Annotated in this window: 16 protein-coding genes and 1 pseudogene; 9 read left to right on the forward strand and 8 right to left on the reverse strand. The window is 72.0% G+C overall.

Annotated elements, in window-relative coordinates; all coding sequences use genetic code 11:
- Nucleotides 1-63: 63 nt before the first annotated feature.
- The 3 genes from ACGF2Y_RS02120 (at nucleotide 64) to ACGF2Y_RS02130 (ending at nucleotide 3,979) form a co-directional block, all read left to right on the forward strand.
- Nucleotides 64-1,161, forward strand: coding sequence for a thiamine ABC transporter substrate binding subunit (locus ACGF2Y_RS02120; RefSeq protein ID WP_392942414.1), 1,098 nt, complete (start codon nucleotides 64-66; stop codon nucleotides 1,159-1,161).
- Nucleotides 1,162-1,244: 83 nt separating this feature from the next.
- A complete protein-coding gene (locus ACGF2Y_RS02125) occupies nucleotides 1,245-2,861 on the forward strand; it encodes an ABC transporter permease (protein WP_392942572.1) in 1,617 nt (538 codons plus the stop codon).
- Nucleotides 2,862-2,944: 83 nt separating this feature from the next.
- The gene (locus ACGF2Y_RS02130) at nucleotides 2,945-3,979 is read left to right on the forward strand and encodes an ABC transporter ATP-binding protein (RefSeq protein ID WP_392942415.1); all 1,035 of its coding nucleotides are present in this window, start codon (nucleotides 2,945-2,947) and stop codon (nucleotides 3,977-3,979) included.
- 148 nt (nucleotides 3,980-4,127) lie between these two features.
- On the opposite strand, the gene ACGF2Y_RS02135 is transcribed toward ACGF2Y_RS02130, so the two are convergent.
- Nucleotides 4,128-4,796: a response regulator gene (locus ACGF2Y_RS02135; RefSeq protein WP_392942418.1), complete on the reverse strand. Its 669-nt coding sequence runs from the start codon at nucleotides 4,794-4,796 to the stop codon at nucleotides 4,128-4,130.
- Nucleotides 4,790-6,046, reverse strand: coding sequence for a sensor histidine kinase (locus ACGF2Y_RS02140; protein ID WP_392942420.1), 1,257 nt, complete (start codon nucleotides 6,044-6,046; stop codon nucleotides 4,790-4,792). The genes ACGF2Y_RS02135 and ACGF2Y_RS02140 overlap by 7 nt, the downstream gene beginning before the upstream one ends.
- A 142-nt stretch (nucleotides 6,047-6,188) precedes the next feature.
- Between ACGF2Y_RS02140 and ACGF2Y_RS02145 the strand changes: the two genes are divergently transcribed.
- From ACGF2Y_RS02145 to ACGF2Y_RS02155, 3 genes and pseudogenes are all read left to right on the forward strand, one after another.
- Entirely contained in the window at nucleotides 6,189-7,544 is a 1,356-nt protein-coding gene (locus ACGF2Y_RS02145; RefSeq protein ID WP_392942422.1) for a hypothetical protein, read from the forward strand.
- Nucleotides 7,541-8,708: pseudogene (locus ACGF2Y_RS02150) on the forward strand (glycosyltransferase family 4 protein). The gene ACGF2Y_RS02145 and the pseudogene ACGF2Y_RS02150 overlap by 4 nt, the downstream one beginning before the upstream one ends.
- Before the next feature lie 324 nt (nucleotides 8,709-9,032).
- Nucleotides 9,033-9,488 carry an SRPBCC domain-containing protein gene (locus ACGF2Y_RS02155; protein ID WP_392942424.1) on the forward strand — a complete coding sequence of 152 codons (456 nt, stop codon included), beginning with the start codon at nucleotides 9,033-9,035 and terminating at the stop codon, nucleotides 9,486-9,488.
- A 33-nt stretch (nucleotides 9,489-9,521) separates the two neighbouring features.
- Here the strand turns inward: ACGF2Y_RS02155 and ACGF2Y_RS02160 are convergent, their stop codons facing one another.
- The 4 genes from ACGF2Y_RS02160 to ACGF2Y_RS02175 form a co-directional block, all read right to left on the reverse strand.
- Nucleotides 9,522-10,682 carry a hypothetical protein gene (locus ACGF2Y_RS02160; protein WP_392942426.1) on the reverse strand — a complete coding sequence of 387 codons (1,161 nt, stop codon included), beginning with the start codon at nucleotides 10,680-10,682 and terminating at the stop codon, nucleotides 9,522-9,524.
- Nucleotides 10,664-11,401: an ABC transporter ATP-binding protein gene (locus ACGF2Y_RS02165; RefSeq protein WP_392942428.1), complete on the reverse strand. Its 738-nt coding sequence runs from the start codon at nucleotides 11,399-11,401 to the stop codon at nucleotides 10,664-10,666. Before ACGF2Y_RS02165 ends, ACGF2Y_RS02160 begins: the two co-directional genes overlap by 19 nt.
- Nucleotides 11,402-11,616: 215 nt before the next feature.
- Nucleotides 11,617-12,996: an aspartate aminotransferase family protein gene (locus tag ACGF2Y_RS02170; RefSeq protein ID WP_392942429.1), complete on the reverse strand. Its 1,380-nt coding sequence runs from the start codon at nucleotides 12,994-12,996 to the stop codon at nucleotides 11,617-11,619.
- Nucleotides 12,981-13,472: an Lrp/AsnC family transcriptional regulator gene (locus tag ACGF2Y_RS02175; RefSeq protein ID WP_392942431.1), complete on the reverse strand. Its 492-nt coding sequence runs from the start codon at nucleotides 13,470-13,472 to the stop codon at nucleotides 12,981-12,983. Before ACGF2Y_RS02175 ends, ACGF2Y_RS02170 begins: the two co-directional genes overlap by 16 nt.
- Before the next feature lie 177 nt (nucleotides 13,473-13,649).
- On the opposite strand from ACGF2Y_RS02175, the gene ACGF2Y_RS02180 reads away from it, so the two are divergent.
- From ACGF2Y_RS02180 to ACGF2Y_RS02190, 3 genes are all read left to right on the forward strand, one after another.
- Complete coding sequence (locus ACGF2Y_RS02180; protein ID WP_392942433.1) at nucleotides 13,650-15,089, forward strand: gamma-aminobutyraldehyde dehydrogenase; 1,440 nt, start codon at nucleotides 13,650-13,652, stop codon at nucleotides 15,087-15,089.
- 173 nt (nucleotides 15,090-15,262) lie between these two features.
- Nucleotides 15,263-16,426 (forward strand): spermidine/putrescine ABC transporter substrate-binding protein, encoded by a 1,164-nt coding sequence (locus tag ACGF2Y_RS02185; RefSeq protein ID WP_392942434.1) that lies wholly within the window; start codon nucleotides 15,263-15,265, stop codon nucleotides 16,424-16,426.
- Between the two features lie 54 nt (nucleotides 16,427-16,480).
- On the forward strand, nucleotides 16,481-17,023 hold the full coding sequence (locus ACGF2Y_RS02190) for a hypothetical protein (protein WP_392942436.1): 543 nt from the start codon (nucleotides 16,481-16,483) through the stop codon (nucleotides 17,021-17,023).
- 132 nt (nucleotides 17,024-17,155) lie between these two features.
- On the opposite strand, the gene ACGF2Y_RS02195 is transcribed toward ACGF2Y_RS02190, so the two are convergent.
- Both ACGF2Y_RS02195 and ACGF2Y_RS02200 read right to left on the reverse strand, forming a co-directional pair.
- The gene (locus tag ACGF2Y_RS02195) at nucleotides 17,156-17,869 is read right to left on the reverse strand and encodes a glycerophosphodiester phosphodiesterase (protein WP_392942438.1); all 714 of its coding nucleotides are present in this window, start codon (nucleotides 17,867-17,869) and stop codon (nucleotides 17,156-17,158) included.
- 22 nt (nucleotides 17,870-17,891) lie between these two features.
- Nucleotides 17,892-18,926, reverse strand: coding sequence for an adenosine deaminase (locus tag ACGF2Y_RS02200; RefSeq protein ID WP_392942440.1), 1,035 nt, complete (start codon nucleotides 18,924-18,926; stop codon nucleotides 17,892-17,894).
- Nucleotides 18,927-18,982 lie beyond the last annotated feature (56 nt).

The raw sequence follows: 18,982 nt of genomic DNA on the forward strand, positions 1-18,982 counted from the left end.
TTCCGGTTCGCCGGACAGCGGGCGGGGCCGCGTCTCTTCCTGGTCACCTCCAGGAGGAATCACATGAACACCACCACGAAGTACGCGGCGGCCGCGCTCGCCGCCGCTCTCGGCGTCACCGTGCTCGCGGGCTGCGGCAGCGACGACGGTCCCGCGGGCTCCGGGGCGTCCAAGGGCACCGGCTCCAAGACCGTGACCCTGGTCAGCCACGACTCCTTCAGCGTCTCGGACGGGGTGCTGAAGGCGTTTGCCGAGGAGACCGGTTACACCGTCGAGATCCTCAAGAGCGGCGACGCCGGAGCCGCGCTCAACCAGGAGATCCTCACCAAGGGCTCCCCGCGCGGCGACGTCTTCTTCGGCGTCGACAACACCCTGCTCTCCCGCGCCCTCGACAACGGTCTGTTCACCGCGTACGAGGCCAAGGGCCTGGACACGGTCGCGGCGGACACGCAGACGGACGAGAAGCACCGGGTGACGCCCGTCGACACCGGAGACATCTGCGTCAACTACGACAAGAAGTACTTCGCCGACAAGAAGCTCGCGCCGCCGAAGACCTTCGAGGACCTGATCGAGCCCGCGTACAAGAACCTCCTCGTCACCGAGAACGCCGCGAGCTCCTCGCCCGGTCTCGGCTTCCTCCTCGGCACCATCGCCACCCAGGGCGAGGACGGCTACGAGGCGTACTGGAAGAAGCTGAAGGCCAACGGCGTCAAGGTCGTCGACGGCTGGGAGCAGGCGTACAACGAGGAGTTCTCCGGCTCCGCGGGCGGCAAGAAGGCCAACGCGGACCGGCCGCTCGTCGTCAGCTACGCCTCCAGCCCGCCCGTCGAGGTGCTCTACGCCGACCCGCAGCCCAAGGAGGCCCCCACCGGGGTCGCCACCGGCACCTGCTTCCGGCAGACCGAGTACGCCGGGCTGCTGACCGGGGCGAAGAACGAGGCGGGCGGCAAGGCGTTGCTGGACTTCATGATCAGCAAGACGTTCCAGGAGGACATGCCGCTGAACATGTTCGTGAACCCGGTCGTGAAGGACACGAAGCTCCCCGCGCTGTTCACCGAGTTCGGCGAGAGCGTCGAGACGCCGCCCACCGTCGAGCCCGAGAAGATCGCCGCCAACCGTGAGCAGTGGATCCAGTCGTGGCAGTCGCTGGTCCTGAAGTAGGGCCCGAGGCGAAGGCCGCCGAGCCCGTCCGGCCCGCCGGTGGCGGGGCCGGTCGGCGCGGGACCGCGGTGCGGCTCGGCCTGATGGCCGTGCCCGTCGCGTTCTTCGCGCTGTTCTTCGCCTACCCCGTGACCGCGATCGTCGGCCGCGGGCTCAAGGCGGGCGGCGACTGGCAGCTCGGGCGGATCGGCGAGGTGCTGGCCCGCCCGGACATCCTCGGCGTTCTCTGGTTCACCACCTGGCAGGCCCTCGCCTCGACCGCGCTCACCCTGTTGATCGCCCTGCCCGGGGCGTATGTCTTCGCCCGCTTCGACTTCCCCGGCAAACAGGTGCTGCGGGCGGTCGTCACGGTGCCGTTCGTGCTGCCGTCCGTCGTCGTCGGCACCGCGTTCCTGGCGCTGCTCGGACGTGGCGGACTCCTCGACGAACTGTGGGGCGTCCGCCTCGACACGACCGTGTGGGCGATCCTGCTGGCCCATGTCTTCTTCAACTACGCCGTGGTCGTACGCACGGTGGGCGGGCTGTGGTCGCAGCTGGACCCCCGCCAGGAGGAGGCCGCCCGGGTGCTGGGGGCCGGACGGTTCGCCGCTTTCCGCCGGGTGACGTTGCCCGCGCTCGCCCCGGCCGTCGCCGCCGCCGCGCTGATGGTCTTCCTCTTCACCTTCACCTCCTTCGGCGTCGTGCAGATCCTCGGCGGACCGGCGTACTCCACCCTGGAGGTGGAGATCTACCGGCAGACCGCGCAGCTGCTGGACCTGCCGACGGCCGCCGTGCTGACCCTGGTGCAGTTCGCCGCGGTCGGCGGGATCCTCGCCGTGCACGCCGCGACCGTACGCCGCCGGGAGCGGGCGCTGAAGCTCGTCGACCCGGCCCGGACCTCCCGCCGGCCGCGCGGCCCCGGACAGTGGGCGCTGCTCGGCGGTGTCCTGCTCACCGCGCTGCTGCTGATCCTGATGCCGCTCGGGGTGCTGGTGGAGCGGTCCTTCGACGGATCCGGCGGTTACGGCTTCGGCTACTACCGGGCCCTCCAGTCCGCCGGGTCGGGCGGCTCCTCCACCTTCCTGGTGCCGCCGCTGGAAGCCGTCGGGAACTCCCTGCGGTACGCGCTCGTCGCGACGCTCATCGCCCTCGTCGTCGGCGGGCTCGCGGCGGCGGCCCTGACCCGGCGGGCCGGACGGCTGGTCCGCGGCTTCGACGCGCTGCTGATGCTGCCGCTCGGGGTGTCCGCCGTCACGGTCGGCTTCGGCTTCCTGATCACCCTGGACGAGCCGCCGCTCGACCTGCGGACCTCCTGGATCCTGGTTCCGCTGGCGCAGGCGCTGGTCGGCGTCCCCTTCGTCGTACGGACGATGCTGCCCGTGCTGCGCGCGGTCGACGACCGGCTGCGGGAGGCCGCCGCCGTGCTGGGAGCCTCGCCGCTGCGGGCCTGGCGGGAGGTCGATCTGCCGCTGGTGCGGCGGGCGGTGCTGGTCGCGGCGGGCTTCGCCTTCGCCGTCTCCCTCGGGGAGTTCGGCGCGACGGTCTTCATCGCGCGGCCGGACAACCCGACCCTGCCGGTCGCCGTGGCCCGGCTGCTGGGCCGGTCGGGGGAGCTCAACTACGGGCAGGCGATGGCCCTCAGCACGATCCTGATGCTGGTGTGCGCGGTGTCGCTGCTGCTCCTCGAACGTATCCGCACCGACCGATCCGGGGAGTTCTGAACGATGACAGGGGAAGTGACGGCAGGGGAAGCGGCGGCAAGGGAAGTGGCAGTAGGGGAAGCGATGGCAGGGGAGCGGCGCTCATGCTGAGTCTGGAATCCGCCACCGTACGGTTCGGGAAGCGGACGGCGCTGGACGCGGTGGACCTGGAGGTCGCCGACCACCGGATCGTGTGCCTGCTCGGACCCAGCGGCAGCGGGAAGTCCACCCTGCTCCGGGCCGTCGCAGGGCTCCAGCCCATGGACGGCGGCCGGGTCCTGCTGGCCGGCCGGGACCAGGCGGGCGTCCCGGTGCACCGGCGCGGGCTCGGCCTGATGTTCCAGGACCACCAGCTCTTCCCGCACCGCGATGCCGGCGCCAATGTCGCCTTCGGGCTGCGGATGCACGGCGTCGGCCGGGCCGAGGCCGGGCGCCGGGTCCGCGAACTGCTGGAGCTGGTCGGCCTGCCCGGGGCCGAACGCCGCGCGGTCGCCGCGCTGTCCGGCGGTGAGCAGCAGCGCGTCGCCCTGGCCCGCGCCCTCGCCCCGCGCCCGAAGCTCCTGATGCTGGACGAGCCGCTCGGCCAGCTCGACCGCAGCCTCCGCGAACGGCTCGTCGTCGAACTGCGCACGCTCTTCCAGGAGCTGGGCACGACGGTGCTGGCCGTCACGCACGACCAGGGCGAGGCGTTCGCGCTCGCCGACCGGGTCGTCGTGATGCGGGACGGCCGGATCGCGCAGGAGGGCAGCCCGCTGGATGTCTGGCAGCGTCCCGCCTCCGCGTTCGTCGCCCGGTTCCTCGGCTTCGACAACGTCACCCCGGCGACCGTGACCGGACAGGCCGCCGTCACCGCCTGGGGCAAGGTCCCGGTGCCCGAGGGCTCCCCGCAGGGCGAGGTCGACCTGCTGGTCCGCCCCGCCGGGGTGCTGATCGGCGCCCCCGAGGACGGACTGCGCTGCACGGTCGGCGTCCGCACCTTCCGGGGGAACCACGTGACCGTACGCCTGATGCCCGGGAACGCACCGGTGCTGGAGGCCGAATGCGCCCTGCGGGACACCCCGGACGAGGGCGCGGTCGTGGGTGTCCGCTTCGACGCGGCGGAGACGGTGGTACTGGCGGCCGGGGCGGGCACCCGCTGAGGTGGCACGGGCGGGTACCCGCTGGGCCGGCCGGTGTGGATGCTTCCCGAGGTGGTACGGGCGGGCACCTGCTGGGGCGGCACGGGCGGGCACCTGCCGAGGCGGCCGGTGCGGATGCCTCCTGAGACGGCCGGGGTGGCGGATGCCCCTATCGTGTCTGCGTTCCCGCCACCACGAGACCCCGTTCGTACGCCAGGATCACCGCCTGCGCCCGGTCCCGCAGTCCCATCTTCGCGAACAGCCGGTTGATGTGGGTCTTCACCGTGTGGTCGGTGATGGTCAGCCGCTCGGCGATGTCCGCGTTCGACAGGCCACGGGCGATCAGGACGAGTACCTCGGCCTCGCGCGTGGTCAGCCCGTCGACCGAACGCGGCGGGGGAGTGCCGACCCGCTGCCGGGCGAACTCGGCGATGAGCCGCCCGGTGATCTCGGGGGCCAGCAGGGCGCGGCCGCCCGCCACCACCCGTACCGCGTGCAGCAGTTCGGGGAAGGTCGCGTCCTTGAGGAGGAAGCCGCTGGCTCCGGCGCTGAGGGCGTCGTACACGTACTCGTCCAGACCGAACGTCGTCAGCATCAGCGCCCTGGTCGCCCCGTTCGACGCCGCGACGATCTCTCGTGCCGCGTCGATGCCGCCGAGCCGGGGCATCCGGATGTCCAGCAGCGCCACATCGGGCCGTAGTTCGGCCGCCCTGTGCACCGCCTGTTCGCCGTCCTCCGCTTCCCCGACCACGTCGATGTCGTCCTGGGTGTTCAGCAGGCCGGAGAACGCCGTCCGGACGACCGCCTGGTCGTCGGCCACCAGCACCCGGATCACCACGGCAGTTCCGCCTCCACGAGAAACCCGCCGGCCGGACCCCGGCCCGTGGTGAGTCCCCCGCCGAGCAGGGCGGCCCGTTCGGCCATGCCCACCAGCCCGTGTCCCGGGCGCCCGGAGCCGCCGGCCGGATCGGGGCCTGGCCCGTCGTCGCTCACGCGGACTCTCAACAGGCCCGTCCCGTAGTGGAGTTCCACGACCGTGTGCGCACCCGGGGCGTGCCGCCGGGCGTTCGTCAGGGCCTCCTGGACGATCCGGTACGCCGACAGCTCCCAGGACGCGGGCAGCGCTGTCCGCTCGCCGGTGACGCGCAGCTCGGCCGCACCGCCCACCGCCCGGTGCTGGTCGAGGAGGTCGTCGAGGCCGGCCAGTGAAGGCTGTGGCGCGGTGAGCGGGGCCGGATCCGCGCCGTCACCCGTGCGCAGCACCCCCAGCAGCCGCCGCAGCTCCGCCATCGAGGACCGTGCCGTGCCCGCGATCTCCTGGAAGGCGTCCCGGGCCGGGGGCGAGAGGTCCGGAGTCGTGTACGTGGCACTCTCGGCCCGTACCGCGATCACCGACACCGAATGCGCGATCATGTCGTGCAACTCCCGTGCTATTGCCGCTCGTTCCGCCTCGGCCGCCTGCCGCCGCTCCATCGCCAGCAGCCGGGACTGGGCGGCTGCCCGCGTGTGCCGGGTCTCCTCGCGTGCCCGCACCGCGTCGCCCGTGCTCACCGCGCCCAGGATCATCACCGTCAGCACCAGTGTCTCGGCGTAAAGACCCAGGCTGAACCGGTCGGTGCCCTGGAGCGCGGGCAGCCCGGGGGAGCCGTCCCGGGCCCACCGGTCGATGTGCACCAGATTGACGGTCAGCGCGGCCAGCGAACCGGCCGGCACGAGCACCGCCGGATGCTGCACCCGATGCCGCCCCAGCGTGTAGCAGCCGATCAGGGCACCGGCGATGGTCGCGTAGGCCATGTTGCCGTCGGTCCCGAAACTGAGGAGGGCCGCGCCCACCGTCAGGAACCCCACGGCGGGCCGCGTCGCCCGCAGTGCCAGCGAGGCCGTGCAGGTCAGCACCCCGAACGCCGTGGCCGCCGAACCCGGTACGACGGCCAGCTCCACGACCGCGAAGAGCGTCAGTGCTCCCCCGGTCAGCCAGGCGTACGCGGGCTCAGACGTCCAGCGCCGCAGCCGTCGGCGCAGGCCGTGATCCGGCGGCGGGGCGGTGGGGGCGGCGGCCGGGCCCTCCGGCGTGATGGTGCGCGTCATACGGAGATTCTTCGTCACCGCCGAGGGTGGACGCGTCGGAGCACGGGTGGAATTCGCGGTGCCGTCTCATGCCACGGGTTGACCCGAAGGACCGGACGGTGGTGTGACGCTCCGTGAACGGTACGTTCCTAGCCTCGGATCCATGGCCACATTCACGCTTCCCACCTCTCCCGACCGGTTCCGGGGCCGTCCCGCGCTGCCCGGCGACGCTGTCTGGTGGGCGTGCTGCGCTGCCACCGCCTCGGCGCTCGGGGCCTTCTCCTCGCTCGGCCCGCACCGGGTCTGGGGAGCCGCCGCCGCACTCGGCTACACGGCCGCCGCGGTGCTCGTGGCCCGCGGGCGCAGCCCCCGTACGGCCGGGGCGGTCGCCGTCGCCGGGGCGGTGCTGCTGCCCCTGCTGGTGCTGCTCGCCGTGGACCGGGCGCAGTTGGAGGTCGACGTCGTCGCCCGCTCGGCGGGGCTCCTGCTCTCCGAAGGGACGCCGTACCCCGAACGGCCCGCCGTGCCCGAGGACTTCAACCCGTATCTCCCGGGCATGGCGGCCTTCGGGATCCCGGAGGCGGTGGCCGGGACCGGGCCGTTCACCGACCCGCGGCTGTGGATGGGCGCGGCCTTCCTCGGCGCGTTCGCCCTCGCCCTCCCGGCGGGTTCCCGCAGTGGATGGTCCCGGTGGATCGCCGCCTGCCCGTTGGTGGCCCTGCCGCTCGCGGTCGGCGGCGTCGATCTGCCGGTGGCCGGTCTGATGTGTCTGGGGCTGGCCAGGGCGGGGCAGGGGAGAGCGGGACCGGCCGGGCTGGCACTCGGTCTGGCCGCCGCCCTCAAGTGGACCGCGTGGCCGGCGGTCCCCGTGGCCCTCGCACTGCTCGCCGCGGCCTCCGGGGGCGACGGCCGCGGAAGGAACCGTGCCGGGTCCGGGGGCGGCGGACTGCGGGGGGACCGTGCCGTGTCCGGGCACGATGGACTGCGGGGGGACCTTGCCGTCCTCGGGGGCGCAGGGCTCCGAGGGAAACGGGCCGCCCTGCGCTGTGCGCTCGTCAGCCTGCTCACCGCTGCCGTGCTCGTCCTGCCCGCCGCGCTGCGCGACCCGGGAGCCTTCCGGACCCATGTCGTCGACTTCCCGCTCGGGCTGACCGGAGCGGTCTCGTCCGCCGCGAGCCCGTTCCCCGGCCGGCTGCTCGCCACCGAGGTCCCCGGCGGCCGGACCCTGGCCCTCCTGCTGCTCGGGGTGAGCGCCCTGCTGCTCGCCGTCTCCCTGCTCGTCCGGCCCCCGGCGACAGCGGCGGCCGCCGCCACGCGGCTCGCGCTCGGGCTGCTTCTGGCCATCGTGTTCATGCCCGCGACCCGGTTCGGCTATCTCGTGCACCCGCTGGTCCTCACGGTGTGCGCCCTCGCATGGCAGGAACCCGTCCACCCCCTCCGCGTACGCGAACGTGTGCGCGAACTCGCACGAGAGCGCGTACGGGTACCCGTACGCGAACGGAAGCAGGCCTCCCGATGACGCGCCGCCGCACCCTCGTCGTCACCAACGACTTCCCGCCGCGCCAGGGCGGCATCGAGACCTTCGTCCACGCGATGACCGCCCGGTTCCCCGCGGACTCCGTCGTCGTCCACACCTCCGCCGAACCCGGAGCCGCCGCCCACGACGCCGCCCTGCCCTACCCCGTGGTCCGCGATCCGGCCCGCACGCTCCTCCCGGTCCCGCGCGTCGCCGCCCGCACGGTCGAGCTGGCCCGCCGCCACGGCTGCGACAGCGTCTGGTTCGGGGCCGCCGCACCGCTCGGGCTCATGGCGGACCGGCTGCGCCGCGAGACCGGGATACGGCGGGCCGTCGCCACGACGCACGGGCACGAGGTGTGGTGGGCCCGCACACCCGGCGCACGGGCCCTGCTCCGGCGGATCGGCGCGGGCACCGACACGGTGACCTACCTGGGCGCGGCCACCCGCGCGCCCATCGCCGCCGCACTCGGCCCGCCCGCCGCCCGCCGCCCGCCGCATGGTGCGCCTGGCGCCGGGGGTGGACGCGGAGGAGTTCCGCGTACGGGAAGGGGCGCGGGACGCCGTGTCGCCTCCGGCGGGCGGCGTCCGCGAACGGTACGGCCTGGGCGGGCGGCCGGTGATCCTCTGTGCGGCGCGGCTCGTCCCGCGCAAGGGCCAGGACACCCTGATCCGCGCTCTGCCCGCGGTGCGGCGCGCGGTGCCCGACGCCGTGCTCCTGCTGACCGGGGACGGACCGTACGCCCGGGTCCTGTGCCGGCTCGCCGCCGACACCGGGGTCGCGGACGCGGTGGTCCTGGCCGGCGGGCAGCCGCACGCGGCGATGCCGGAGCACTACGCGGCCTGCGACGTCTTCGCCATGCCGTGCCGCACCCGCAGGCGGGGCCTGGAGGTGGAGGGGCTGGGCATCGTCTTCCTGGAGGCCGCCGCGTCCGGGCTGCCGGTCCTCGTCGGCGACTCGGGCGGCGCGCCGGACACCGTACGGGACGGGGAGACGGGGCACCTGGTCGACGGGCGGGACGTCGCCGCCGTCGCGGACCGGCTCGTCGCGCTGCTGCGGGACCGGGCGGCGGCCGCGGCGATGGGGGAGAAGGGCCGGGCGTGGGTCCGCGAGGCATGGGGGTGGGAGAAGACGTACGACACACTGGCCGGTCTGCTGACCCCCTGACCCCCTGCCCCCCTGACCGCTGCCAGCGGATCGGTCTGCGGTCTCTGACGGGCTGGACGGCCGCTCTGCTGCCCCTCCGACCGTTGTGACCGACCGGTCTGCGACCTTCCTGACGGGCTGGACGGCCGGTCTGCTGCCCCCTGACCGCTGGCGACCGACCGGTCTGCTGTCTTCTGACCGGCTGGACAACCGAGCTACCGAAACCCCCGACCGGCGTGGCAAGGGGGCCGTGGGCCGGGCAAGCTGGAGGCGGACCATCCCGCGGAGCCCGGTCCTGCCGTCCGGGCTCCGCGGGGACGGCAGGACCGGACAAGGACCGTGATCATGACCGGTGGCACCCGCGAGGGCATCGACCTCACCCGCGTCCTGCACGCCCCGCAGCAGCGGGTCTTCGCCGCCTGGACCTCACCGGAGGACTTCGCCGCCTGGTACGGGGGCGAGGCGGACGTCCCCCTGGACCGGGTGGCGATGGACGTGCGGCCCGGCGGTGCGTGGAGCCTGGTCATCGTGCTGCCGGGCGTCGAGATGCCCTTCCACGGGGTCTACCGCGAGGTCAGCGAGCCCGACGGGCTGGTCTTCACACTGAAGGACGGCTCAGCGCCCGATGACACCGAGGGCGAGATCGTCACCGTGGCCTTCAGCGACCTCGGTGACGGGACCACCGAGCTGGCCTTCCAGCAGCGTGGTGGCCATCTGACCGCCGAGCAGTACGCTGCGGCCGAGGACGGCTGGGAGGCGTTCTTCGACGCCCTGGCCGCCCGCCTGGCGACCCATCCCTGAGCGACCCGCGGCTCCCGGCGGCCGCCGGCCGGCTCACTTCGCCAGCGGAAGCGCCGCCAGCTGTGCGATCACCCAGGTCAGCGGGGCGAACAGCGTCAGCAGCGCGCCCGCCCGCAGCGCCGTCGCCCGGCGCAGTGTCGCTGCCGGAGCGCCCATCCTGAGCAGCGCCTCGACCGTGTGGGCGCGGGCGTGCTTGGCCTCCAGCGCCGAGGTCAGCAGCGTCGCCGTCGTACAGCCGAGGACCAGCACCGCGCCGAGTGCGGTGAGCGGGCCGTACGGGCGCTCGTCGCCCCCGTACAGCGCCGACGCGGCGATCACCGCGGACAGCACCGCGCAGACGACCCCGATCGGGCGGCCGATCCGGCGCGCCTCGTTCATCAGGACCCGCCCCGCCAGCAGCCGTACGGCTCCGGGGCGCACCGACTGAAGCGCCCGCCCGCACAGATACGTCAGGCTCGGTCCGGCCATCGCCAGGCCGACCGCGGTGAGCGTCCAGCCGATCAGCACCGCCACCGGCGTGGCGTCGAACCGGCCGGGCAGCGGGAACGCGTTTCCCGCCGCCTCCCTGGACGCGTACGCCTCCACCGCGAGTCCGGCGGCCGTCAGCGCCACGCCCCAGGGGAGCCCGGCCGGGGCCGGTGCGGGCTCCGGCAGCTCCTCGGAGCCGAAGGCGTCCCGTGCCGGGTCGGGGCGCGACCGCAGCGCCAGCGCGCTCGCCGCCGACGAGGCCACCGGTACGAGCGCCAGCAGCATCAGCGCGGCGGCCAGCGGCAGCGGACTGCCCGCGCCGAGGAACTCCGCCGCGCTCCCGTCGAACGGCATCCCGGTGAGGTCGCCGCGCAGATGCAGGAAGAAGAGCAGGGCCACCATGGAGCCCAGCGTGGTGGAGACGGCGGTGGAGACCGCGGCCAGTGCGGAGAGCCGGACCGGGCCGAGGCCCACGGAGGAGAGGCCCGGCCGGGGCCGGGTGCTCGGGTCGGTCCGGGCCACCGCCACGGAGAACTGCACGGTGGCGGCCAGCGGGACGAAGCACCACAGCAGCCGCAGCACCGAACCGGCGGACGCGGGGTGCGCGGCGGCGTACCCGAGGGCGCACAGCAGGAGGAACCCGACGCCGGCCGACGCGGTGGCCACCAGCAGCCGCCGGACCAGGACAAGGGGATGCGAACCGCGGGCTAGACGGAGAGCGAGCACGCCGCGCGGCCCTCCGCTTCCGGTTTCGCGGGCAGGGCGGCGGTGGCGACGCGACGGCCGTCCAGCAGCGCCACCGCCCGGTCGGCGAGTGCGGCGACCTCGGCGTCGTGCGTGGCCAGCACCACGGTGATGCCGTGCGAGCGGGCCGCCGTGGTCAGGGTGCGCAGCACATGGGTGCGGTCCGCGCGGTGCAGGGTCGCGGTCGGCTCGTCCGCGAAGATCACGGTCGGCTGTGCGGCCAGGGCCCGCGCCACGGAGACCCGCTGGCGCTGTGCCTGGAGCAGGGTGTGCGGCCGCTTCTTGGCGAAGGCGGCGATGTCCAGGCGTTCCAGCCACTCGGTGGCGGCCTTCCGGGCGGCCCGGTGCGAGACGCCGCGCAGCAGCAGGGGCAGCGCGGCGTTCTCCCAGACGGTCAGCTCCGGGACCAGCTCCGGGTCCGGGGCGATCCAGCCGAAGCGCTCCCGGCGCAGCTGTTCGCGGACCCGGGGGGCCATGGTGTGGACGGGGACGCTGTTGAACCAGACCTCGCCCTGCTGGGGCACCAGCCGGCCCGAGAGACAGTGCAGCAGTGTGGTCTTCCCGCTGCCGCGCGGGCCGGTCACAGCGAGGATCTCGGCGTCCTGGACACCGATGGAGACACCGCCGAGACCGGGCGATCCGTTGTGGGAGTGGTGCAGGGAACGCGCCCAGATCACGTCGTTGTCCGGCGGGGCCACCATGGCGTACACCTCGGTTCAGGTCAGATTTCCCGTCCCCCGTACGGGGGAACGAAGACGCGGCCGATCGGTCACTCGGCACCGTAGATAGTCGGACCGGTGTGAGCGCACAGCACGCGGCCCGGATACCCCCCTTGTCACTCGAAGGGGCGTATCCGGGCCGGTGAACCGTATGAAATGACCGCTGGGCGGCGATCAGCCGGGGGACCTGATGACGGTCAGAGCTTCGTCCAGGCCTCCGTGAGCACGGCCCGCAGGATGCCCTCGATCTCGTCGAACGTCGACTGGTCGGAGATCAGCGGCGGGGCGAGCTGGATCACCGGGTCGCCGCGGTCGTCGGCCCGGCAGTACAGGCCGTTCTCGTACAGCGCCTTGGAGAGGAAGCCGTACAGGACGCGCTCGGTCTCCTCGTCGGTGAACGTCTCCTTGGTGACCTTGTCCTTCACCAGCTCGATGCCGTAGAAGTACCCGTTGCCGCGGACGTCGCCGACGATCGGCAGGTCGTGCAGCTTCTGCAGCGTCGTCAGGAAGGCGTTCTCGTTGTCGAGGACGTGCTGGGTGAGGTTCTCGCGCTCGAAGATGTCGAGGTTGGCGAGGCCCACCGCGGCGGAGACCGGGTGACCGCCGAAGGTGTAGCCGTGCAGGAAGGTGTTGCCGCCCTCGTAGAACGGCTCCGCGATCCTGTCCGAGACGATGCAGGCGCCGATCGGGGAGTAGCCCGAGGTCATGCCCTTCGCACAGGTGATCATGTCCGGCACATAGCCGAACTTGTCGCAGGCGAAGATCGTGCCGAGCCGGCCGAAGGCGCAGATGACCTCGTCGGAGACGAGCAGCACGTCGTACTTGTCGCAGATCTCGCGGACCCGCTGGAAGTAGCCGGGCGGGGGCGGGAAGCAGCCGCCCGCGTTCTGCACGGGCTCCAGGAAGACGGCCGCGACGGTCTCGGGGCCCTCGAAGAGGATCTCCTGCTCGATCTGGTCGGCGGCCCAGCGGCCGAAGGCCACCGGGTCGTCGCCGAACAGCGGGGCGCGGTAGATGTTGGTGTTCGGCACCTTGTGCGCGCCGGGGACCAGCGGCTCGAAGGGGGCCTTCAGGGCCGGGAGGCCGGTGATGGACAGCGCGCCCTGCGGGGTGCCGTGGTAGGCGACGGCACGCGAGATGACCTTGTACTTGGTCGGCTTGCCCTGGAGCTTGAAGTACTGCTTGGCCAGCTTCCAGGCGGTCTCGACGGCCTCGCCGCCACCGGTGGTGAAGAAGACCTTGTTGAGGTCGCCCGGGGCGTGGCCGGCGAGACGCTCGGCCAGCTCGACGGCCTTCGGGTGGGCGTAGGACCACACCGGGAAGAAGGCGAGCTCCTGGGCCTGCTTGTAGGCCGCCTCGGCGAGCTCGTGACGACCGTGACCGGCGTTGACCACGAACAGGCCGGAGAGACCGTCCAGGTAGCGCTTGCCCTTGTCGTCGAAGATGTACGTTCCCTCGCCACGCACGATGGTGGGAACGGGCGCGTTCTCGTAGTCCGACATGCGGGTGAAGTGCATCCACAGGTGGTCGTACGCGGTTCGGCTGAGGTCCTTGCTCACGGCTATCGGGTTCCCCACATATAGGTCTGCTTCTTGAGCTTGAGGTAGACGAAGCTCTCGGTGGAGCGCACGCCGGGAAGGGTCCGGATGCGTTTGTTGATCATCTCCAGCAGGTGGTCGTCGTCCTCGCAGACGATCTCCACCATCAGGTCGAAGGAGCCCGCGGTCATGACCACGTACTCGCACTCGGCCATGGCCGACAGGGCTTCGGCCACCGGGTCGAGGTCACCCTCGACATTGATGCCGACCATCGCCTGGCGTCGGAAACCCACGGTGAGCGGGTCCGTGACGGCGACGATCTGCATCACGCCCTGGTCGAGCAGCTTCTGGACGCGCTGGCGCACAGCCGCTTCGGAGAGGCCGACGGCCTTGCCGATCGCGGCGTACGGACGCCGTCCGTCCTCCTGGAGCTGCTCGATGATTGCGAGAGAGACGGCATCGACCGATGGCGGTGATCCGTTCCCGGTCCTGGAGTCTGCGCTGCGACTGGCCACGGATCCACCATGCACCGCTCCTCGTCTGTATCGCAACCCCAGATCGATGAAATTCGTTGTTTGAATGCTTCGATCTGACTGAATCCGAAGTTGGGGGCGAGTGGGTATGTCGAAAGCGTCACCGGAACGATTAGGGTGGACATCTCACCCATCGGACAGCCGACAGGAGGGGTGGTTGTGACCACCGAGGTGCGCCGTCTGCGCAACTACATCAACGGAGAGTTCCGGGACGCCGCGGACGGGCGGACCATTGATGTGGTCAGCCCGGTGACGGAAGAGGTCTACGCGACCTCGCCGCTCTCCGGCCAGGCCGACGTCGATGCCGCCATGGAGGCCGCGGCGGCGGCCTTCCCCGCCTGGCGCGACACCACGCCCGCCGAGCGGCAGAAGGCCCTGCTGAAGATCGCGGACGCCTTCGAGGAGCGGGCCGAGGACCTGATCGCCGCCGAATCGGAGAACACCGGCAAGCCGCTCGGCCTGACCCGCAGCGAAGAGATCCCGCCGATGGTGGACCAGATCCGCTTCTTCGCGGGGGCCGCCCGGCTGCTGGAGGGCCGCTCGGCCGGTGAGTACATGGAGGGCCTGACCTCCATCATCCGCCGCGAGCCGGTCGGCGTCTGCGCCCAGGTCGCGCCGTGGAACTACCCGATGATGATGGCCGTGTGGAAGTTCGCCCCGGCGCTCGCCGCCGGCAACACCGTCGTCATCAAGCCGTCCGACACCACCCCGGCGTCGACCGTGCTGATGGCCGAGATCATGGGCCAGATCCTGCCCAAGGGCGTCTTCAACGTCCTGTGCGGCGACCGGGACACCGGCCGCGCCATGGTCGAGCACCCGACCCCCGCGATGGCCTCCATCACCGGTTCGGTACGGGCCGGCACGCAGGTCGCCGAGTCCGCCGCCAAGGACGTCAAGCGCGTCCACCTGGAACTCGGCGGCAAGGCGCCCGTCGTGGTCTTCGAGGACGCCGACATCGCCAAGACGGTCGCGGGTGTCTCCGAGGCCGGCTTCTTCAACGCGGGCCAGGACTGCACGGCCGCCACCCGCGTGCTGGTCCACGAGTCGATCCACGACGAGTTCACCGCCGCGCTCGCCAAGGCCGCCGCCGACACGAAGACCGGCCAGCCGGACGACGAGGACGTGACCTACGGCCCGCTCAACAACGCCAACCAGCTGAAGCAGGTCAGCGGCTTCATCGAGCGCCTCCCCGCCCACGCCAAGGTCGAGGCGGGCGGCCACCGGGTCGGCGACAAGGGCTACTTCTACGCCCCGACCGTCGTCTCCGGCCTGAAGCAGGACGACGAGATCATCCAGAACGAGGTCTTCGGACCCGTCATCACCGTCCAGTCCTTCACCGACGAGACGCAGGCCGTCGCGTACGCCAACGGCGTCGAGTACGCGCTCGCCTCCTCGGTGTGGACGACGAACCACTCCCGCGCCATGCGCATGTCCAAGAACCTCGACTTCGGCTGCGTGTGGATCAACACCCACATCCCGCTGGTCGCCGAGATGCCGCACGGCGGGTTCAAGAAGTCCGGCTACGGCAAGGACCTCTCCGCGTACGGCTTCGAGGACTACACCCGCATCAAGCACGTCATGACGTCCATCGAGGACTGAACATCCGCCTCGTTGCAGTGGTGTACGGCCCCGGGCTCCGGCCCGGGGCCGTCTCCGTGGGCCGCTCTGTACAAGGTGTGCGGGGCGGGGCCGTCCCGCTGGACGCTTGGTCCATTGTCCGCGCGCCCGCCGACCGGCATTCTGCGCGGGTGCGAGCGATCAGGAAGAACCCCATGTCCCGCCGTTCCCTGCTGCGTGCCTTCGGGGCGGGAGCGGCCGGCGCCACCCTGGCCGGCTGCGGGGTGCCCGCGGCCTTCGTCGAGCCGGGGGAGCGGGCCGGACACGACAGCTCCGCCACCGACCGCACGCTGCACTTCGCCAACTGGCCGCTCTACATCGACACCGACGACGACAACGAGTCGAAGCGGCCCACCCTGGACGCCTTCTCGAAGCGGACCGGCATCTCGGTCACGTACACCGAGGAGATCAACGACAACGACGAGTTCTTCGGCAAGATCAGCCCGGCGCTGATGAACCACCAGCAGACCGGCCGGGACCTGATCGTCATCAGCGACTGGATGGCCGCCCGCTTCGTCCGGCTCGGCTGGGTCCAGGAGATGGACCGCGCCCAGCAGCCCAACGTCGCCAGGTACCTGGACCCGCAGCTGCGAAACCCCGCCTTCGACGAGGGGCGGCGGCACAGCGTCCCCTGGCAGTCCGGGATCACCGGCATCGCCTACAACCGCAAGAAGCTCGGCCGCGAGATCCGGTCCACCAACGACCTGTGGGCGGACGACCTGCGCGGCCGGGTCACCCTGCTCTCCGGGCTCGACGAGTCGTTCGCGCTGCTGATGCAGGGCAACGGCGTCGACATCACCCGCTGGACGGCCGACGACTTCCACGAGATCTGCGAGCAGACGGAGCGGCGGGTCCACTCGAAGCACATCCGCCGCTTCACCGGCAACGACTACATCAAGGACCTCGCCACCGGCGACGTGTTCGCCTGCCAGGCGTACTCCGGCGACGTCATCCAGCTCCAGGCCGACAACCCCGACATCCGGTTCGTCGTCCCCGAGGAGGGCGCCGAACTGTGGGCGGAGTCCCTGATGATCCCCAACCTCGCCCGCCACAAGCGCAACGCGGAACGCCTGGTGGACCACTACTACGACCCCGAGGTCGCCGCCGAACTCGCCACCTGGGTCAACTACGTCTGCCCGGTGCCCGCCGCCCGTGACGTCCTGGCCTCCTCGAAGGACGAGGAGACGGCCGCACTCGCCGAGGATCCGCTGATCTTCCCCGACGACGCGATGCGCGAACGGCTCGCCATCGCACGCGACATCACCTCCGAGGAGCGGATGGACTTCGCCAAGAAATGGAACTCCATCGTCGGCTTGTGAGGCCCTGACCGGGGTGCCGTAAAGGGGCGGTAAACACGGGCGTACGCTGCGGATATGAGCGAGCGACACGCCCTCACGCGGCGTATACGCAGGTGGCTGGTCTTCTTCATCGTCTGTCTGGTGCTGAGCGGGCTCACGGCTTTCCCGCTCGTCACCGAACTCCGCTGGGCCGAGGATCTGCTGGGTGCCTCCGCCTCCCCGGTCCCCGATCACCTCCCCGGTCTCATGGAGTGGATCACCCGGGTCCGCGAAGGGCTCGACACCGTCGAACGCGACCAGCCCTTCATGCTGTACGGCACCGACTGGCTGGCCTTCGCCCACCTGGTCATCGCGGTCGCCTTCTACGGCCCCTACCGGGACCCGGTCCGCAACATCTGGGTCATCGAGTTCGGCATGATCGCCTGCGCCGGGATCATCCCGCTCGCCCTGATCTGCGGGCCGATCCGCGACATTCCGTTCTGGTGGAGCGTGATCGACATGTCCTTCGGGGTCTTCGGCGTCATCCCGCTGCTGATCGTCCGCCGCATGATCAAGCGTCTGGAGGCACTGGAGCAGACACCGCTCCCGCCGGTGACCTCCGTCCCGGCGAGCGCCTGAGCCCCAGCCGGTGGTTCCGGGCCCGGGTGTTGCGCGCGACGGCTGAGTCCCGGCCGGTTGACCCGGGCCCAGGTGGTGCGCGCGACGTCGGACGTATCCGGCGGTGCGGGGCTCCCCGTCATGCCGGGCGGATCAGGGCGCCTCACGTGCGGGCGAGTTGGCCAGCAGCCGGTGGAGGGCGTCGATCCGGTTGGTGGTGATCGAGTCGACGCCCCGCTCGATCAGCCGGCGCATCGTGCGCTTCGTGTCGGCCGTCCACGCGGAGACGAGCAGCCCGTCCCGGTGCGCCCGGTCCGTCAGCTCCCGGCTCACCAGGCCGAAGCGGTAGTTCAGCCAGCGCGGCTTCACCGCGGCCAGCAGCTCCGGACGCGGCGGGGCCAGGGTGGTCCAGGTCAGGGCGATCTCGGCGGACGGGTCGGCGGCGCGCACCCGCAGCATCGCGCCCGCGTTCGCGCAGTAGTACGCCCGATCCCCCGCCCCGCACTCCCGGACCGTCCCGATGATCTTCTTCACCGAGGCGTCCGTGGAGCCGGGCAGATCCACCATCACCCGGTGCGCCCCGGCGGCGAGCAGCGCCTCATGGAGCGTGGGCACCCCGCCCCGCGTCAGCTCCGTCAGCTCCGCGTGGTCCAGCCGGTCCAGGCGCTGGTCGTGGCCCCACAGCCGCTCCAGCGTCGCGTCGTGCAGCAGGACGGGCACCCCGTCACGGGTCACCCGCACATCGATCTCGACCGCGTCCGCCCCCCGTTCGAGGGCGGAGCGGATCGAGGGCAGGGTGTTCTCGCGCGCGAGATACGGATCGCCGCGATGCCCCACGGCGGTGACGCTGGTGACGGTGTCGGCCATGGGGCCATTGTCGACGACCGGGTCAGCGGCCGGGGGCCCGGAGCCAGTTCGCCGTGTACGCGTCGATCTCCTCGGCCAGCTTCCGCTTGCCCGCCGGGTCGAGGAACGAGGCCTCCACGGCGTTCTTCGCGAGGTCCGCGATGCCGGCCTCGTCGAGCTCCAGCAGCCGGGCGGCCACCGCGTACTCGTTGTTGAGGTCGGTGCCGAACATCGGCGGGTCGTCGCTGTTCACGGTCACCAGCACGCCGGCCGCCACCATCTCCCGGATCGGGTGCAGCTCGATGTCGGTGACCGCGCGCGTGGCGATGTTCGACGTCGGGCAGACCTCCAGGGCGATACGGTGCTCGGCGAGGTGCTCCAGCAGCTTCGGGTCCTGGACGGAGCTGGTGCCGTGCCCGATGCGCTCGGCGCGCAGCGCGGTCAGCGCGTCCCAGATGGTCCCGGGCCCTGTGGTCTCCCCGGCGTGCGGCACCGAGTGCAGGCCCTCGGCGATGGCCCGGTCGAAGCAGGGCTTGAACTGCGGGCGGTCCACCCCGATCTCCGGTCCGCCGAGGCCGAAGGAGACGAGCCCCTCGGGCCGCCGTTCCACCGCGAGCCGGGCGGTCTCCTCGGCCGCCCGGAGCCCGGCCTCGCCGGGGATGTCGAAGCACCAGCGCAGGACGACGCCCAGCTCGGCCTCGGCCGCCTTGCGGGCGTCCTCGATGGCCTCCATGAAGCCGACCTCCGGGATGCCCCGGCGGGTCGAGCTGTACGGGGTCACGGTCAGCTCCGCGTACCGGATGTTCTGCCGGGCCATGTCCCGCGCCACCTCGAAGGTGAGCAGCCGGACGTCCTCGGGGGTGCGGACCAGGTCCACCACCGAGAGGTAGACCTCGATGAAGTGCGCGAAGTCGGTGAAGGTGAAGTAGTCGGCCAGCGCCTCCGGGTCCGTGGGGACCTTGGAGTCCGGGTGGCGGGCGGCCAGCTCCGCGACGATCCGGGGCGAGGCCGACCCGACATGATGGACGTGGAGCTCGGCCTTGGGCAGCCCGGCGATGAAGGGATGCGGATCGGTCATCGGTTATCTCCCGGTTCGGCGTGCGGTGCGGCCGGGCGTACCCGGCCGCACCGATC

Origin of the sequence: Streptomyces sp. NPDC048142, assembly GCF_043202835.1 — a bacterium.
Taxonomy (GTDB): domain Bacteria; phylum Actinomycetota; class Actinomycetes; order Streptomycetales; family Streptomycetaceae; genus Streptomyces.

What these genes read in the sequence shown, in the direction of transcription:
- ACGF2Y_RS02120 (WP_392942414.1), top strand. Translation starts at nt 64, where the DNA reads ATGAACACCACCACGAAGTACGCGGCGGCCGCGCTCGCCGCCGCTCTC.
- ACGF2Y_RS02125 (WP_392942572.1), top strand. Translation starts at nt 1,245, where the DNA reads ATGGCCGTGCCCGTCGCGTTCTTCGCGCTGTTCTTCGCCTACCCCGTG.
- ACGF2Y_RS02130 (WP_392942415.1), top strand. Translation starts at nt 2,945, where the DNA reads ATGCTGAGTCTGGAATCCGCCACCGTACGGTTCGGGAAGCGGACGGCG.
- ACGF2Y_RS02140 (WP_392942420.1), bottom strand. Translation starts at nt 6,046, where the DNA reads ATGACGCGCACCATCACGCCGGAGGGCCCGGCCGCCGCCCCCACCGCC.
- ACGF2Y_RS02145 (WP_392942422.1), top strand. Translation starts at nt 6,189, where the DNA reads ATGGCCACATTCACGCTTCCCACCTCTCCCGACCGGTTCCGGGGCCGT.
- ACGF2Y_RS02155 (WP_392942424.1), top strand. Translation starts at nt 9,033, where the DNA reads ATGACCGGTGGCACCCGCGAGGGCATCGACCTCACCCGCGTCCTGCAC.
- ACGF2Y_RS02165 (WP_392942428.1), bottom strand. Translation starts at nt 11,401, where the DNA reads ATGGTGGCCCCGCCGGACAACGACGTGATCTGGGCGCGTTCCCTGCAC.
- ACGF2Y_RS02185 (WP_392942434.1), top strand. Translation starts at nt 15,263, where the DNA reads ATGTCCCGCCGTTCCCTGCTGCGTGCCTTCGGGGCGGGAGCGGCCGGC.
- ACGF2Y_RS02190 (WP_392942436.1), top strand. Translation starts at nt 16,481, where the DNA reads ATGAGCGAGCGACACGCCCTCACGCGGCGTATACGCAGGTGGCTGGTC.
- ACGF2Y_RS02195 (WP_392942438.1), bottom strand. Translation starts at nt 17,869, where the DNA reads ATGGCCGACACCGTCACCAGCGTCACCGCCGTGGGGCATCGCGGCGAT.
- ACGF2Y_RS02200 (WP_392942440.1), bottom strand. Translation starts at nt 18,926, where the DNA reads ATGACCGATCCGCATCCCTTCATCGCCGGGCTGCCCAAGGCCGAGCTC.